This window comes from Helicobacter pylori, from assembly GCF_014496965.1.
GTDB classification, from domain to species: Bacteria; Campylobacterota; Campylobacteria; order Campylobacterales; family Helicobacteraceae; genus Helicobacter; species Helicobacter pylori_CZ.
The window spans coordinates 1-16,153 of record NZ_JACTCR010000019.1; the positions used below are offsets into that span (position 1 = coordinate 1).

Here is a 16,153-nt window from a genome sequence, read left to right on the forward strand (position 1 = left end):
CGTATCAAAGCTTGTGGAGCTTCCTCTAACGGGGTTAGTTCTCAATATGGCAACATATTAGATCTAGCTAGTTATGGAGCTATGAAGCAAGAAAAAGCCCAATCGCTTTAGCGGTTGGGTAATTCACACGGGCATTAAACATAAAATCTTAAAACAAATGGTAAAGGAGTTTGATTTTAATAAGCGATGATTTTTAATCCAATTCCTTAAGGCGTTTTAACAATTCTTCTTCATTCAAAACGCTCACGCCATGTTTTTTTGCCAGAGCGAGTTTTGAGCCGGCGTTTTCTCCAACGATTAAAAAATCGGTTTTAGCGCTCACGCTTGAAGCAATTTTTGCCCCTAAATTTTCTAACATTTGAGCGTATTCTTGCCGTGGTTTAGAAAGCGTGCCGGTTAGAACAATCGTTTTATCACTGAAAACAGAAGAGCTTTTTTGCTTTTCTTCAGCCGTATCGCTACTTTTAGGGTTTAACAAATCAAATAACGATCGGATAAATTCCTGATTGCTCGCATAAAAATTGACTAAAGAGCGTGCCATTTCCACCCCAAAGCCTTCCATTTCTAAAAACTCGGCTTCGCTTTTTTCTAACACATTTAAGCCGTATTTGGCTAGCGTTTTACTCGCTCCTTTACCGATATGCTCAATCCCTAAAGCGTTGATCAAACGCCATAAAGGAGGGTTTTTGCTTTTTTGAATAGCGTCTAATAGATTTTGAGCTTTTTTGATTTTGAATTTGTCTAGCCGCATTAAGTCTTCTAATTTTAAAGCATACAAGCCTAGGGCGTTAACAATGAGTTTTTCTTCAAAAAGTTGCTCTATGACTTTATCGCCCAAGCCTTGAATGCTTAAAGCGTCCTTAGAAGCAAAATGAATCAAGCTTTCTTTCAACCTTGCCGGGCAATTAAGGTTTTGACAATAAGTAAAAATCTCTTCGCATAAAAGCTCATGCGAGCATATGGGGCAAACTTTGGGGCGCATGATTTTTTGTTGCGATCCGTCTCTATAAGATTCTAAAGGTTTGATGATTTTAGGGATCACATCGCCGCTTCTAATGATTACCACCCTATCATTGAGCATGATATTCTTTTTTTCAATTTCAGAATAATTGTGTAAGGTCGCTCTATTAATCATAGCTCCAGCGATTTCTACAGGCTCTAAAACAGCGACCGGTGTGATCGCCCCGCTGCGCCCCACTTGGTTAATGACTCCTACAATTTTGGTGTGTTTTTCTAGAGCCGGGAATTTATAAGCGCAAGCGAATTTGGGGGATTTTTGCGTGTAGCCTAGCTCCTTTTGAATATCCAATTCATTCACAACGATCACCATGCCGTCTAAAAGGGCAAAAAAGCCCTCCCTTTCTTTAATCAGGGTGTGGTAATTTTCTTCTATTTCTTGGTGGTTTTTGTTTAGGCTTAAGTATTGAATGGCACTAAAACCTAGCGAGACGATAAAATCCAAACACTCCTTAAAGCTTAGAAAATTTAAAGAATGCTTGCCCACGCCCCAAGGAATGAATTGCAATTTACGCTTTTTAGTGATTTCGCTATCAAGTTGTCTCAAACTCCCTGATGCGGCATTTCTGGGGTTAGCGAATAGGGGTTCGTTGGCGTTTAAGCGCTCTTGATTCAAGGCGTCAAAATCCTTTTTAGAAATGATCACTTCGCCCCTGATTTCTATTCCTTCATCATAAGCGATAGAATGGGGGATATTAGCGATGTGTTTAGCGTTGTTGGTAACAAGCTCTCCTTCTAAGCCATTACCCCTAGTGGTCGCACTCACTAGCTTGCCATGTTGATACAAAAGATTGAGCGAAACCCCATCAAGTTTGGGCGAACACACGAATGAAGCGCTAGGATAGGCTTTTAAAATGCGTTGCAACCACGCTTGCAATTCATTTTGATTGAACACATCATCTAAGCTCCACATCCGCATTAAATGGGGGTTTTTATTGAACGAATTGGTGGCAGTAGCCCCCACTTTTTGGGTAGGGGAATTCGCTTGAATGTGGCTAGGGTTTTTTTCTTCATAAGCTTTTAATTCTTGGTAAAGTTCATCATAGACTGCATCGCTTACGATTGACTCATCAAGGTTGTAATAATGGTGCGATAGGGTGTTTAAATATTCAATTCTTTCTAAATATTCTTTTTGGCTTTTTATCATTTTTGTAAAAACCTTTTAAACTAAATTAGGGTAGTATTATAGCATTTAATCTTTGATAGGGCTTTAGGGGAAAATAGGTGGTAAGAGACATTGACAAAACGACTTCGTTGCACTTGAACAACGAAGCGCAATTTCTGTGCTTTAGATTAGATGCAGAAAAAGACGCCCAGCTTTATGGCATGAATATTTTTAAGATCCGAGAAATTATCCATTATGATGGGGAGATTACAGAGATTCTTGGGGGGAGCGATGGCGTGATGCTCGGGTTTCTTAGCGTTAGGGGCGAGTCTATCCCTTTAGTGGATGTGAAAAGGTGGTTGCATTATAACGCCAATGATCCGAGCCGTGATCTAAAAGAATGCAGCGTTAAAGATGACCATAATTTAGTGATCGTGTGCCATTTTTCTAACCATTCCATCGCTCTAAAAGTTTTAAAAATTGAAAAAATCATTCATAAAAATTGGAATGAGATTAGCGCTGGGGATAAACAAGGCATTAGTGAAGAGGGTAAGCTTAGCGCTATCACCCGTTTTGATGAACAACGAGTGGTGCAGATCTTAGATGTGGAGAAAATGATTAGCGATGTTTTCCCTAGCTTGAAGGATTTAGACGATTTGACTTTGCGTTGCATAGAAGCCATTCAAAGCCAAAAACTCATTTTGATCGCTGAAGACTCCTTAAGCGCTCTTAAAACCTTAGAAAAGATCGTTCAAACTTTAGAATTGCGTTATTTAGCCTTTCCAAATGGGAGGGAATTGTTGGATTATTTGTATGAAAAAGAACATTACCAACAAGTCGGCGTGGTCATTACGGATTTAGAAATGCCTAACATTTCAGGGTTTGAAGTGCTAAAAACCATTAAAGCTGATAGCAGAACTGAACACATTCCTGTGATTATCAATTCGTCCATGAGCAGCGATTCTAACCGCCAGTTAGCCCAATCTTTAGAAGCGGATGGTTTTGTGGTAAAATCTAACATTCTTGAAATCCATGAAATGCTTAAAAAAACGCTTTCATAAATTTAATTTTTGTTTTAATTTAAAGGGATAAAACATGCGAAGTCATTTTTGCACAGAAATTAGTGAAAAAGATGTGGGTAAAATCATCAAAGTGGCCGGGTGGTGTAACACTTATAGAGACCATGGAGGCGTGGTTTTTATTGACTTAAGGGATAAAAGCGGTTTGGTGCAACTCGTCTGTGATCCTAGCTCTAAGGCTTATGAAAAGGCTTTAGAAGTCAGGAGCGAATTTGTGCTAGTGGCTAAAGGGAAAGCGCGTTTAAGGGGCGCTGGGCTAGAAAACCCTAAACTAAAGACCGGTAAAATTGAAATCGTTTTAGAAGAGTTAGTCATTGAAAATAAAAGCGCTACCCCACCGATTGAAATCGGCAACAAACATGTGAATGAGGATTTGCGCTTGAAATACCGCTATTTGGATTTGCGCTCTCCTAATTCTTATGAAATCTTTAAATTGCGCAGTGAAGTCGCTTTAATTACTCGTAACGCTCTGGCCCAAAAAGGCTTTTTAGAGATTGAAACCCCCATTTTGTCTAAAACCACGCCTGAGGGGGCTAGGGATTATTTAGTGCCAAGCAGGGTGCATGAGGGCGAATTTTTCGCACTTCCCCAAAGCCCGCAATTATTCAAACAGCTCTTAATGGTGGGGGGAATGGACAGGTATTTTCAAATCGCTCGCTGCTTTAGAGATGAAGATTTGAGGGCGGACAGGCAGCCAGAATTCACGCAAATTGATGCGGAAATGAGTTTTTGTGATGAAAATGATGTGATGGGCGTGGTGGAAGATTTGTTGCAAGCGATTTTTAAAGCGATTGGGCATACTATTTCCAAACCTTTTAAACGCATGCCCTATAAGGAAGCGATGGAAAATTACGGGAGCGATAAGCCGGATTTACGCTTTGAATTGCCTTTAATAGAAGTGGGGGATTGTTTTATAGACAGCTCAAACGCTATTTTTTCTAATATCGCAAAAAATCCTAAAAACAAACGCATTAAAGCTTTGAACGTCAAAGGGGCTGATGCGCTTTTTAGCCGCAGCGTTTTAAAAGAATTAGAAGAATTTGTGCGCCAGTTTGGGGCTCAAGGCTTAGCGTATTTGCAAATTAAAGAAAATGAGGTTAAAGGGCCTTTAGTTAAATTTTTGAGCGAAAAGGGGCTTAAGAGTATTTTAGAAAGGACTGATGCGCAAGTTGGGGATATTGTCTTTTTTGGAGCCGGGGATAAAAAAATCGTGTTAGATTACATGGGGCGCTTGCGCTTAAAAGTGGCTGAAACGCTTGATTTGATTGATAAAGACGCTTTGAATTTTTTATGGGTAGTCCATTTCCCCATGTTTGAAAAAACCGAAAACGGCTATCATGCCGCGCACCACCCCTTTACGATGCCTAAAAATATAGAATGCGAAGATATAGAAGAGATTGAAGCGCATGCGTATGATGTGGTGCTTAATGGTGTGGAGCTTGGTGGGGGGAGCATTAGGATTCATAAAGAAGAAATGCAAAAAAAAGTCTTTGAAAAAATCAATATCCATGAAGAAGAAGCGCAAAAGAAATTTGGCTTTTTACTAGAAGCGCTAAAATTTGGCGCTCCTCCTCATGGGGGCTTTGCGATAGGCTTTGATCGCTTGATCATGCTAATGACTAAATCTAACAGCATTAGAGACGTGATCGCTTTCCCTAAAACGCAAAAAGCTTCATGCTTATTGACTGATGCGCCTAGCCCCATTAATGAAGAGCAACTAAGAGAATTACACATTCGCTTGAGAAAACCGATTTAAAAGGATACGATATGAAGCAACTATTTTTGATCATTGGAGCCCCAGGGAGTGGTAAAACCACTAACGCAGAGCTTATCGCTAAGAATAACAGCGAAACAATCGCTCATTTTTCTACTGGGGATTTACTCAGGGCTGAGAGCGCTAAAAAGACCGAGCGAGGCTTATTGATTGAGAAATTCACTTCTCAAGGCGAATTGGTGCCTTTAGAAATTGTGGTAGAAACGATCCTTTCAGCGATTAAAAGCTCTAGTAAAGGGATCATTTTAATTGATGGCTATCCCAGGAGCGTGGAGCAAATGCAAGCTTTGGATAAGGAATTGAACGCTCAAAACGAAGTGATCTTAAAAAGCGTGATTGAAGTAAAAGTGAGCGAAAACACCGCTAAAGAAAGGGTTTTAGGGCGCTCTAGGGGGGCTGATGATAATGAAAAGGTGTTTCATAACCGCATGCGGGTGTTTTTAGACCCCTTAGCTGAAATCCAAAACTTCTACAAGGCTAAATGTTTGCATAAAATTATCAATGGCGAAAGGAGCATTGAAGAAATCGTGAATGAAATGCAAGAGTATATTTTGTCTTTTGCAAATTAAAATGCGTTCCAAAGAGAATGAGCTGTGATTGGTGTTTATATCATTTCTTTAAAAGAAAGTCAAAGGCGTTTGGATACTGAAAAACTCGTTTTAGAATCCAATGAAAAGTTTAAAGGCCGTTGCGTTTTCCAAATCTTTGACGCTATTAGCCCTAAACACGAAGATTTTGAAAAACTCGTTCAAGAGCTCTATGACGCTCAAAGTTTATTGCAATCTGATTGGTATCATTCTTATGTTGGCGCTGGTTTGACTTTGCCTGAATTGGGGTGCTATTTAAGCCATTATCTTTTATGGAAAGAATGCGTCAAATTAAACCAACCGGTCGTTATCTTAGAAGATGACATAGCGCTAGAATCTAATTTCATGCAAGCCTTAGAAGATTGCTTGAAAAGCCCTTTTGATTTTGTGAGGCTTTATGGGTGTTATTGGTATTACCACGAGACAAAATTCCATGTTTTGCCCAAAGAATTTGTATTTCCTCCCTTTGATTATCCTTTTAAGAATAACCCTATTTTAGAAAAATTTAAAAAATTTTTTGATGTTTCTAGATTTTTAAATCTTTCTACCCATAAAGTCATCCACTATATCCTAAAAAAAATACAAAAAAGCTATTACGCAACGCATGAAAAAGAAGCCTTTTTTTTAGAACATTTTTACCTCACCAGCGTGTATGTGGCTTCTACAGCCGGTTATTACTTAACCCCTAAGGGCGCTAAAACTTTTATAGAAGCCACGGAGCGTTTTAAAATCATAGAGCCGGTGGATATGTTTATGGATAATTCTGCTTACCATGATGTGGCGAATCTGACTTATGTGCCTTGCCCTGTTTCTTTAAGCGAGCATTCTTTAGACAGCACCATTCAAAAGCCCCAAAAAAAGAGCTTGAAATCTTACCCCTTTCCGCCTAAAAAATCAACTTTTAAGAATCTTTTCTATTATAGCTTGAATGCCAAAAAACGCTTGAATGCCTTTCAACAATACAGCAAACAATACGCTCCTTTAAAAACCCCTAAGGAGGTTTAAAAAGAAATTTTATGGTAGAATGCCATATTTAGGAGTTCATTTGACACAAGTTTATATCATTTCTTTAAAAGAAAGCCAAAGGCGTTTGGATACTGAAAAACTCGTTTTAGAATCCAATGAAAAATTTAAAGGCCGTTGCGTTTTCCAAATTTTTGACGCTATTAGCCCTAAACACGAAGATTTTGAAAAATTTATTCAAGAGCTTTATGATTCTTCAAGTTTGTTAAAATCCGATTGGTTCCATTCTGATTATTGTTATCAAGAATTATTGCCCCAAGAATTCGGGTGCTATTTAAGCCATTATCTTTTATGGAAAGAATGCGTCAAATCAAACCAACCGGTCGTTATTTTAGAAGATGATGTAGTGCTAGAGTCTCATTTCATGCAAGCTTTAGAAGATTGCTTGAAAAGCCCTTTTGATTTTGTGAGGTTCTATGGGCATTATTGGGGAGGCCATAAAACCAACTTGCGCGCTCTCCCTATCTATACAGAGGCTGAAGAGGCTGAAGTGTTTGTTGAAGAAACGCCTATTGAAAACCATGAAGTTACCCCCCCCCTCCAATCCCACACAAGATACGCAACAAGATTTTATTATGGAAACGCAACAAAACCCTAAAGAACCATCTGATCCTTGCAAAATAGCGCCCCAAAAAATCTCTTTTAATCAAGTGGTTTTTAAAAAAATTAAAAGAAAACTCAACCACTTCATTGGAAATATTTTAGCTCGGACAGAAGTGCATAAGAAACTCACAGGAAAATACGATGATCTCACAGGAAAATACGATGATCTCACAGGAAAATACGATGATCTCACAGGAAAATACGATGATCTCACAGGAAAATACGATGATCTCACAGGAAAATACAATGAACTCACAGGAAAATACGAATCCTTATTGGCAAAAGAAACAAACATTAAAGAGACCTTTTGGGAAAGGCGTGCTGATAGCGAAAAAGAAGCGTTATTCTTGGAGCATTTTTACCTCACCAGCGTGTATGTGGCCACTACAGCCGGCTATTACTTAACCCCTAAGGGCGCTAAAACTTTTATAGAAGCCACGGAGCGTTTTAAAATCATAGAGCCGGTGGATATGTTCATAAACAACCCCACTTACCATGATGTGGCTAATTTGACTTATTTGCCTTGCCCTGTTTCTTTGAATAAGCATGCTTTCAATAGCACTATTCAAAATGTGAAAAAGCCTGATATTTCATTAAAACCCCCTAAAAAATCTTATTTTGATAATCTTTTTTATAATCAATTAAACACCAAAAAGTGCTTGAAGGCGTTTCACAAATACAGCAAACAATACGATCATTTAAAAACCCCTAAAGAGGTTTAAAAAGAGCGGGCTTTATGTTAGAATAAGTCCTTTTTATTATTCAAAGGAGATTGCAATGAATTTAGAAAAACTAGAAATTAGCCATGACGCTAACGCTTTGTGCGTGGTGATTGAAATATCCAAGCATTCTAATATCAAGTATGAACTGGATAAAGAAAGCGGGGCTTTAATGGTGGATAGGGTGCTTTATGGGGCGCAAAATTACCCCGCAAATTATGGCTTTGTGCCTAACACTCTAGGATCTGATGGCGACCCTGTAGATGCGCTTGTTTTAAGCGATGTGGCTTTTCAAGCCGGGAGCGTGGTGAAAGCACGCTTGGTTGGGGTTTTGAACATGGAAGATGAAAGCGGGATGGATGAAAAATTACTCGCTCTACCCATAGATAAGATCGATCCCACGCATTCCTATGTCAAAGATATTGATGATTTATCCAAACACACTTTAGATAAAATCAAGCATTTTTTTGAAACTTACAAGGATTTAGAGCCTAATAAATGGGTGAAAGTCAAAGGGTTTGAAAACAAAGAGAGCGCGATTAAGGTTTTAGAGAAGGCGATAAAAGCCTATCAAGGCTAAAGGTTTTAAGGGTTTTGGCTCAATTAAGCTTAAACCCCCTTTTAACGCTCTTTTAAAAAGGCTTTGTTCTCATTGAGTGTTGGTGTAAAATGGCTTTATAGTTTAAAGCGGATTTTTGTATTAATCCCCCATAAAAAAGTGCTAAAAACTACAATTTAACGATTTTAACCCCACTACCTCCTAAATTAATGGGAGCGTCGCTAAAGCTTACCACTTTAGGGTGGTTTTTTAAAAATTCTTTCACAAACTTTTCTAAAATCCCGCTCCCCTTGCCATGACAAATAAGCACTTCTTCAAAGCCCCCTAAAAGCGCGTCGTTTAAAAAAGCGTCTAGTGAATCTAGGGCTTCTTCGCTGCGTTGCCCCCTTAAATCAAGGCGTAAGCTCGCTTTTTGGGGTTTAGGAATGGTTGTTTTAGGGGGTTTGAATTTGTTTTTAGGGGGTTTTTGGATTTTTTTCAACAAACTCCCATGCGCTTTCAAGCGCATGCCAAGCTCGGTTTCTACCAAATAATAGCCCTTGTCTAAAATTTGCACAATCAGCACGCTTTCATTTTTATAGCGCACTTTTTCGTTGGCTTGAAAGTTCGTTATGATTTGTGGGATCTCTTGGTTTGTTTTATGCTTGTTTAAAATTTCGCTCGCTTTATGGATTTCTTTATGCATGGAGCTGGTATCTTTTGAAGCGACTTCGCTTTTTAAGATATTTAGGGCTTGTTGGTAGGATTTTTCCAATTCCAATTTTTTATGGTGAAAGATTTCTTTTTGTTTTTCCATTTCCAAAAGCCATGCGTTTTTTAAATCTTCTTGCTCTTTTAAAGCGTTCTCTAAAAGTTCGTTTTTTTGCTTCAATTCCCTTTCTAACGCGCTGGAATTTTCAATCAAAATATTCAATTTTTCTTTATCTTCGCCATAGAAGGCTTTCGCTTTTTCAATCAAAAAATGCGGCACGCCATAGCGCAAAGCGGTTTCAAACGCATAGCTCTTGCCAATAACCCCTTTTAAAAAAGTGTAAGTGGGCCGTTCTTTTTCTTCGTCATAAAGAGCGGCCAGTAATTCCACTTCCTTGTTTTCTGCCATTAACACGCTCAAGCGTTTGTGGTGCGTGGTGATAATGATTTGGTTGTTTTGTTTGAGCAATTTTTCCAACAGGGTTTTATACAAGCTACTCGCTTCATCAGCGTCAGTCCCTAGCTCAATTTCATCAACGCCTAAAAGCATGTTTTCTTTGGATAAAAGAGCGCTAAATTGCTTCATTCTGCCTGCAAAAGTAGAAATATTGTTCGCGCTGTTTTGGGGGTCGTTGATAATGGCGTGGATTTCTTTAAAATAGGGGATAATGGAATGATGGGCGTTGATTTTCATAGCAATAAGATGCTTGCTTAAAAAAGCCGCGCTTAAAAGCGATTTTAAGAGCATGGTTTTCCCGCCCGCATTCACACCGGTAACAGCGAGCATGGATTTTTCAAACTTCAAATTTAAGGGCTTTGGCTCTTTTAAAATGGGGTGCGAAAAGTTTTCTAAAATCATTTTTTTTTGAGCAAAGCTTGGCATGACAAATTCTAAATTGTAGGCTTTAGCGAAATTAAGCCGAGCTTGCAAGCTGTCTAAAAAATCAAATTCTTTAAAAAGGAATTTTAAAAATAAAAGGTGTTTTTGCAAGCTATGGCTTAGAGTTTGACACATTTCAACAATACAGCAATCTATTTCATTATCAATTTGCGCGATTTTTTGCGCGATTTTTTGCGCGCTTTCAGGCAAAAGATAGAAATAGCCATTAGCGCTCCTTTCTAGCACAACGCCTTTAATCGCACCAGAAAACCCGCTTTTCAATAAAAGGCATTCATAACCATGCTTAAGGTGGCTTTGCGTATCCACTAAATAAGGGGCAAGCTCTTTAGAATGGGCGTAATGGTGAATGATTTTAGCGCTCTCTTTTTTAAGGCGATTCAAACTTTCATTCAAAGCGTCTAGGGTAGCGTTAGCCCCTTGTTTGATTTTTCCCTCATCATCAAATAAAGCGATTAGATCATTAAAAAAAGGGGGCAAGACAATAGCGTTAAGGCGTTCATGAAATTTTAAATGCGTGAAAGTTTTAAAAGCGTTTTGTAAAATGACAATGTAGCGCAATCGTTTGACAATCTCATGAATTTCATCTAAATGGAGTGTCCCTAATTTGGTGAGTTTGACGATAATGAGATCGCTTTCTTTCACGCTTTTAGGGGTAGGCAACCCGATCGCATCCACTTCGTTTAAATAAGTGAAAGTTTGCTTGAGATCGTTTTCTAAAGCAATAATACCCTCTTCTTTGGCGAAAAAGGTTTTAAAAAGAGCGATAAATTCTTTTAAATCCAGGCTTTCTTCTAGGGGTTTGGGTAGGGTATTATTATTCATCATTAGGGTTGGATTAAGGGATCTTTTTGGAGCGTCTGACAAGAATCCAAATCCACAAGAACGTCTTTCATAGGGGTTTGTTTTTTGCCTAAAAAGCTCAAAGTCCCGCTCACTAAATTAAAGGTTTGGTTATTGACTTTAATGCCTTTACACAACAAGGTTTCCCCCCTTAAAAACGCTCTTTGCAAAGCGATTTCTTGTTGGTTTTGTTGGTTTTGCTTGTAAGTATAAACGCTGATGCTTGCCCCTATAATCCCTACGATTAAAAAAGCTAAAATCTTTTGTTTGGGGCTAACTAAACCAAAATCCCTTAAAACTAAGAACAATAAAATTAGCGTTAAAAATAAAACAACCGCTACGCCCATTACATTTCGCCTCTCAATTGATAGGTAATATCCCCCGCTCCAAAGCCTATCACAAAGCCTTTTTCAATCGTTTCTACCACATTATCATTGACTAACAGCTCTAAAAAATCCCCTTTTTTACGCACCCTGTCTATAAAGGTGGGGTTATAATGCTTGAAATGGGCTTTCAAATCAATGTCTCTTTTAGCTTCACTCGCGCTATAAACGGGTAAGATAATTAATCTGTCGCAATGCTCTAAAAAACATTTTTTAAATTCTTCTAAATTGTCCATTAAGCGAGAATATTTGTGTGCTTGCCAGATCACTATAATTTTTTCTTGCGTGTTCAATAAGTTAGCATAAATCCTAGCGCTTTTTAAAGTGGCGTTAATTTCAGTAGGGTGGTGGGCGTAATCATCAATGAGAATGAGCGCGTTTTTTTGCAAAATATCAAAGCGTTTTTTAATGCCTTTGAAATTCAATAAATTATTTCTAATTTCTTCTAAATTTAATTCATCTAAAGCGCTTAAAATCGCTAAACTCGCATTCGTAGCGTTATGTTCGCCTAACCCCCACACCAAAAAAGTCCCCAAGTCTTTCAGTTCAAATGAAGTGTAAGGCTCGCCGTCTTTTAAAATGTATTGGATATTATAAATGTCTTTTTTTTCTAAAACAATAGCGTCTTTAGAATAGTTTTTTAAAAAAGGATCTTCTTTATAAATCACTCTTTTTTGAGCATGATCTAAAAAATATTTATAAGCGAAGAAAAAGCGCTCCAAGTCGTGATCATAATGCTCCAAATGTTCTGGCTCTGTGTTAGGCACAATCGCGCAAAAAGGGTTGGAAAACAAAAAACTTGAATCGCTCTCATCGGCTTCAAAAACCAGACTCATATCCGCGCTCTCTCGCACATTGGAATCAAACTCTTTAGAATGCGCCCCAATAATCGCTCCAAAAGCAGGGCAAATCGCGCTCAACATGGCCGTGATACTGCTCTTTCCATGAGCCCCACACACGCTAAAAACGCGTTTGTCTTTAAGGATAGAATACAAAGCGTCTTTACGAGACAAAATAGGGATTTCTAATTCCTTAGCCCTTTGTATTTCGGTATTGTCTTCTTTGATAATGGCTGAATGAATAATGACATCTTGATGGTTGATCGCTTTTGGATCATGCGGGATATTAATTTCTACGCCTAAAGCTTTCAAATACTTAACGCTAGGGCTTATGGCAATATCAGATCCGCTGATTGTAGCCCCTTGCGCTTTAAGGTATTTGGCTAGGCCTGAAATGCCAATCCCCCCTATACCGATGAAATGGATCTTGCAATCTTGCAGGTTTTTGAGTAAAACTTTTGGGGTTTCAAGCATGATTTTCTCGATAAGCTTCTATGATTTCTAAAGGCTTTTCTAAAAGGGGGGTGTCATAAACAAGGGCTAAACGCACGTAGTTAGCACCGATATGATTACGCCCTAAATACAAAGCCGGTAAGGTGGTGATGCCTTCGTTTTGATAAAGTCTTTTGGCAAAATTTTCGCCATCTTTAACGGGCAGATACGCATAAAAACTATAAGGATAAATGAGCGTGTCTTTAAAGATTTTTCGCGCCAGTTTCAAATTATTCGCATAAATATTACGGAAAAATTCTGCATGTGCATCATCTAGCCAAGCCGCTTCACTGGCCTTTTGGATCGCATTAGCGCTCGTATAGCCTAAATAGGTGCGAAACGCTTTGTATTTTTCTAAAAGGCTACTATCCCCAGCGATAAAACCACTCCTTAGCCCTGGAGCGCTAGATCGTTTGGAGAGCGAATGGATAACCAAAACATTTTTGAACGCTTCATTACCAGCCAGCATGCAAGCTTCTAAAAGCGAAGGGGGAGGCGTGTTTTCATAAATTTCACTATAACATTCATCATTAATTAAAATAAAATCATGTTTTAAAGCGAGTTTGACCCAAGCGATCAGCTCTTCTAAAGAAAGGGTTCTTCCGGTGGGGTTGTTAGGGGAATTTAAGATCACTAAATCCACTTCTTGCAACTCTTTTTCATTCAAGCTTGGAGTGAAATCATTTTCTTTAACTAAAGGCATTAAAAGGCTTTTAGCTTTGATAAATTTGGCCGCCCCTTCATAGATTTGATAAAAGGGGTTAGGGTAGGCGATAGTGGGGTTTGGATAATCAAATAAAACAAAACTAGGGAAATTGAATAACACTTCTCTAGATCCTAGCGTGGAAACTAATTCGTTTTCTTTCAATTCTATCTTAAAACGGCGTTTAAAAAACCCCCTTTGAGCCTCTCTCAAGCTTTCTTCAAACGCGCTTTTAGGGTAGATATTGAGCGAATGGGTGTGCTGTTTGAGAGCGTCTTGAATGAATTTGGGCGTTTCAAATCGCGGCTCGCCGATGCCTAAATCCAGCCCCTTTTTTTTAGGGGTGATCTCTTTAAACAAGGCTCTTAATCGTTCAAAAGGATAAGGCTCAAAGGTCATAGGGCTACTTTAATTTAAAATGGAATAGTTGATCTTACCTAAAATTTAAGCGTTTATCATTGAAAGCGTTAAAAAAGAGCGAAAGAGAGCATGAAAGAGAGCGTATAAAAGAGTATAATAACGCATAAGAATTTAACTGATGAAGAGGTTTGATGCTAGAAAATAGAGTTAAGACCAAGCAAATTTTTATCGGTGGCGTGGCCATAGGGGGTGATGCTCCTATAAGCACGCAAAGCATGACCTTTAGCAAAACCGCTGATATTGAAAGCACTAAAAATCAAATTGACCGACTCAAACTCGCTGGGGCTGATTTAGTGAGGGTGGCGGTGAGTAATGAAAAGGACGCCCTAGCCTTAAAAGAATTGAAAAAAGTGTCTTCCTTGCCCTTAATCGCTGATATTCATTTCCATTATAAATTCGCTCTCATTGCCGCTCAAAGCGTGGATGCAATCAGGATCAATCCCGGAAACATCGGCTCTAAAGACAAAATTAAAGCGGTGGTTGATGCTTGTAAAGAAAAAAACATTCCTATAAGAATTGGCGTGAATGCCGGGAGTTTAGAAAAGCAGTTTGATCAAAAATACGGGCCAACCCCAAAAGGCATGGTAGAAAGCGCTTTGTATAACGCCAAACTTTTAGAAGATTTGGATTTTACCAATTTTAAGATTTCTTTGAAAGCGAGCGATGTGATTCGCACCATAGAAGCTTACAGGATGCTTCGCCCTCTTGTGATCTATCCTTTCCATTTGGGGGTTACGGAGGCGGGGAATCTTTTTAGCTCCAGTATCAAATCCGCCATGGCTTTAGGGGGGCTTTTAATGGAGGGCATTGGGGATACGATGCGCGTATCCATCACAGGGGAATTAGAAAATGAAATCAAAGTGGCTAGAGCGATTTTACGCCATAGCGGGCGTTTGAAAGAGGGGATTAATTGGATTTCTTGCCCCACTTGCGGGAGGATTGAAGCCAATCTAGTGGATATGGCGAGCAAGGTAGAAAAACGCTTAAGCCACATTAAAACCCCTTTAGACATTAGCGTGATGGGCTGTGTGGTGAACGCTTTAGGTGAAGCCAAACACGCAGACATGGCGATCGCTTTTGGGAATCGCAGCGGTTTGATCATTAAAGAGGGTAAAGTCATTCACAAACTGGCTGAAAAGGATTTGTTTGAAACCTTTGTCATAGAAGTGGAAAATTTAGCTAAAGAAAGAGAAAAAAGTTTAAAGGATTAGGCATGATGAATAAATTTAAAAATTTTGTGAGCAACTACCAGCAATCTAATAGCTATAAAGAGCCTTTAGGCTTTGGCATTGCCAGAGTGGATATTGCCCCTATTTCCAAAAAGATTTTATGCGCCACTTACCCCATTTTGAACTGGAAAGAGGAAAATCTAGGCTCTTATGCGGTGTTTTGTAATTCGCTTTCTAAAGAAAAAATCCTAAAAGAGAGCGCGAGCGAGTGCGTCGTTGAGATTGATGAAAGTTTTGTGTTAAAAGCGTTAGAGTTTTACACGCCCTTTTTGAATGAAGCCTACTCTAATAAAATGGCTCATAAGAATATCCAAGTGGTTTTAGAACTTTTAAAGGCTTTAGAGGAAAATCGTTTGAAAAATAATAATGGGGAGTCTCTTTATCGCTTGGTGATCTTGTTTGAAGATAAGCCTTGCGAGAGCGTGGAGAGCGCGTATATGAAACTTTTAGCGCTCTCTTTAGGTAAAGCCCCTTTAAGGAGTTTGAATTTAGAGGGCATTTTTAACCAGCTTTCTAATGCGGCTTGGAGCGGCAACAAGCCTTACGAATTAGAATGGCTTAGAATGAACGAAGTGGCTTTAAAAATGCGAGGCCATTTCCCTAGCATTGATTTTATAGATAAATTCCCACGCTATTTGATGCAATTAATCCCTGAGTTTGATAATATCCGCTTACTGGATAGCTCAAAAACACGCTTTGGGGCGTATTTAGGGACCGGAGGTTACACCCAAATGCCCGGGGCTAGTTACGTGAATTTTAACGCAGGGGCTATGGGAGTGTGCATGAATGAGGGGCGCATTTCTTCATCAGTGGTGGTTGGAGAAGGCACTGATATTGGTGGAGGCGCGAGCGTTTTAGGCGTTTTAAGCGGAGGGAATAACAACCCCATTAGCATCGGGAAAAATTGTTTGCTAGGGGCTAATAGCGTTACCGGAATTAGTTTAGGCGATGGCTGTATTGTGGATGCAGGCGTTACGATTTTAGCCGGGAGCGTGATAGAAATTGAAGAAAATGAGTTTAAAAAGCTTTTAGAAGTGAATAGCGCTTTAGAAAAACATGCCAACAATCTTTACAAAGGCAAAGAGCTTTCCGGAAAAAATGGCGTGCATTTTCGTTCCAATAGCCAGAATGGTAAGCTGATTGCTTTTAGGAGCGTGAAAAAAATTGAGTTGAATCAAAACCTGCATTAA

Annotated in this window: 14 protein-coding genes; 9 read left to right on the forward strand and 5 right to left on the reverse strand. The window is 39.0% G+C overall.

The genetic code is table 11. The features are described 5' to 3' along the window. Window positions 1-193: 193 nt before the first annotated feature. Window positions 194-2,164 carry an NAD-dependent DNA ligase LigA gene (ligA, locus tag H7O61_RS06720; RefSeq protein ID WP_187875516.1) on the reverse strand — a complete coding sequence of 657 codons (1,971 nt, stop codon included), beginning with the start codon at window positions 2,162-2,164 and terminating at the stop codon, window positions 194-196. 77 nt (window positions 2,165-2,241) lie between these two features. Between ligA and H7O61_RS06725 the strand changes: the two genes are divergently transcribed. The 7 genes from H7O61_RS06725 to ppa are packed head-to-tail and all read left to right on the forward strand — an operon-like array spanning window position 2,242 to window position 8,487. Further along, window positions 2,242-3,183 carry a chemotaxis protein CheW gene (locus tag H7O61_RS06725; RefSeq protein WP_187875517.1) on the forward strand — a complete coding sequence of 314 codons (942 nt, stop codon included), beginning with the start codon at window positions 2,242-2,244 and terminating at the stop codon, window positions 3,181-3,183. Between the two features lie 34 nt (window positions 3,184-3,217). Then, complete coding sequence (aspS, locus tag H7O61_RS06730) at window positions 3,218-4,957, forward strand: aspartate--tRNA ligase (protein ID WP_187875518.1); 1,740 nt, start codon at window positions 3,218-3,220, stop codon at window positions 4,955-4,957. Window positions 4,958-4,968: 11 nt separating this feature from the next. Then, window positions 4,969-5,544 carry an adenylate kinase gene (locus tag H7O61_RS06735; protein WP_079367989.1) on the forward strand — a complete coding sequence of 192 codons (576 nt, stop codon included), beginning with the start codon at window positions 4,969-4,971 and terminating at the stop codon, window positions 5,542-5,544. Window positions 5,545-5,568: 24 nt separating this feature from the next. Next, window positions 5,569-6,567 carry a glycosyltransferase family 25 protein gene (locus tag H7O61_RS06740; protein WP_187875519.1) on the forward strand — a complete coding sequence of 333 codons (999 nt, stop codon included), beginning with the start codon at window positions 5,569-5,571 and terminating at the stop codon, window positions 6,565-6,567. A gap of 40 nt (window positions 6,568-6,607) precedes the next feature. After that, window positions 6,608-7,183 (forward strand): glycosyltransferase family 25 protein, encoded by a 576-nt coding sequence (locus tag H7O61_RS06745; RefSeq protein WP_187875520.1) that lies wholly within the window; start codon window positions 6,608-6,610, stop codon window positions 7,181-7,183. Beyond that, complete coding sequence (locus tag H7O61_RS06750) at window positions 7,107-7,910, forward strand: glycosyltransferase family 25 protein (protein WP_187875521.1); 804 nt, start codon at window positions 7,107-7,109, stop codon at window positions 7,908-7,910. Before H7O61_RS06745 ends, H7O61_RS06750 begins: the two co-directional genes overlap by 77 nt. Window positions 7,911-7,965: 55 nt before the next feature. Further along, window positions 7,966-8,487, forward strand: a complete 522-nt coding sequence (ppa, locus tag H7O61_RS06755; protein WP_001047362.1) for an inorganic diphosphatase — start codon at window positions 7,966-7,968, stop codon at window positions 8,485-8,487. 148 nt (window positions 8,488-8,635) lie between these two features. Here ppa and H7O61_RS06760 read toward each other — a convergent pair whose 3' ends face one another. From H7O61_RS06760 to H7O61_RS06775, 4 genes are read right to left on the reverse strand one after another with little or no spacing between them, the layout of a single operon-like run. Further along, window positions 8,636-10,882, reverse strand: coding sequence for an endonuclease MutS2 (locus H7O61_RS06760; protein WP_414736113.1), 2,247 nt, complete (start codon window positions 10,880-10,882; stop codon window positions 8,636-8,638). Next, on the reverse strand, window positions 10,882-11,244 hold the full coding sequence (locus H7O61_RS06765; protein ID WP_000537713.1) for a hypothetical protein: 363 nt from the start codon (window positions 11,242-11,244) through the stop codon (window positions 10,882-10,884). Before H7O61_RS06765 ends, H7O61_RS06760 begins: the two co-directional genes overlap by 1 nt. Next, window positions 11,244-12,593 carry a UDP-N-acetylmuramate--L-alanine ligase gene (gene murC / locus H7O61_RS06770; RefSeq protein WP_187875522.1) on the reverse strand — a complete coding sequence of 450 codons (1,350 nt, stop codon included), beginning with the start codon at window positions 12,591-12,593 and terminating at the stop codon, window positions 11,244-11,246. The genes H7O61_RS06765 and murC overlap by 1 nt, the downstream gene beginning before the upstream one ends. After that, a complete protein-coding gene (locus H7O61_RS06775; protein WP_187834144.1) occupies window positions 12,586-13,713 on the reverse strand; it encodes a succinyldiaminopimelate transaminase in 1,128 nt (375 codons plus the stop codon). Before H7O61_RS06775 ends, murC begins: the two co-directional genes overlap by 8 nt. Window positions 13,714-13,865: 152 nt before the next feature. Between H7O61_RS06775 and ispG the strand changes: the two genes are divergently transcribed. Next, window positions 13,866-14,945: a flavodoxin-dependent (E)-4-hydroxy-3-methylbut-2-enyl-diphosphate synthase gene (ispG, locus tag H7O61_RS06780; protein ID WP_000892499.1), complete on the forward strand. Its 1,080-nt coding sequence runs from the start codon at window positions 13,866-13,868 to the stop codon at window positions 14,943-14,945. Window positions 14,946-14,947: 2 nt separating this feature from the next. Next, the gene (locus tag H7O61_RS06785; RefSeq protein ID WP_187875523.1) at window positions 14,948-16,153 is read left to right on the forward strand and encodes a 2,3,4,5-tetrahydropyridine-2,6-carboxylate N-succinyltransferase; all 1,206 of its coding nucleotides are present in this window, start codon (window positions 14,948-14,950) and stop codon (window positions 16,151-16,153) included.

Bases quoted from the DNA above. Each gene is read 5' to 3' on its own strand.
- ligA (WP_187875516.1), bottom strand. From the start codon at position 2,164: ATGATAAAAAGCCAAAAAGAATATTTAGAAAGAATTGAATATTTAAAC.
- aspS (WP_187875518.1), top strand. From the start codon at position 3,218: ATGCGAAGTCATTTTTGCACAGAAATTAGTGAAAAAGATGTGGGTAAA.
- H7O61_RS06735 (WP_079367989.1), top strand. From the start codon at position 4,969: ATGAAGCAACTATTTTTGATCATTGGAGCCCCAGGGAGTGGTAAAACC.
- H7O61_RS06750 (WP_187875521.1), top strand. From the start codon at position 7,107: ATGAAGTTACCCCCCCCCTCCAATCCCACACAAGATACGCAACAAGAT.
- ppa (WP_001047362.1), top strand. From the start codon at position 7,966: ATGAATTTAGAAAAACTAGAAATTAGCCATGACGCTAACGCTTTGTGC.
- H7O61_RS06760 (WP_414736113.1), bottom strand. From the start codon at position 10,882: ATGATGAATAATAATACCCTACCCAAACCCCTAGAAGAAAGCCTGGAT.
- H7O61_RS06765 (WP_000537713.1), bottom strand. From the start codon at position 11,244: ATGGGCGTAGCGGTTGTTTTATTTTTAACGCTAATTTTATTGTTCTTA.
- murC (WP_187875522.1), bottom strand. From the start codon at position 12,593: ATGCTTGAAACCCCAAAAGTTTTACTCAAAAACCTGCAAGATTGCAAG.
- H7O61_RS06775 (WP_187834144.1), bottom strand. From the start codon at position 13,713: ATGACCTTTGAGCCTTATCCTTTTGAACGATTAAGAGCCTTGTTTAAA.
- ispG (WP_000892499.1), top strand. From the start codon at position 13,866: ATGCTAGAAAATAGAGTTAAGACCAAGCAAATTTTTATCGGTGGCGTG.
- H7O61_RS06785 (WP_187875523.1), top strand. From the start codon at position 14,948: ATGATGAATAAATTTAAAAATTTTGTGAGCAACTACCAGCAATCTAAT.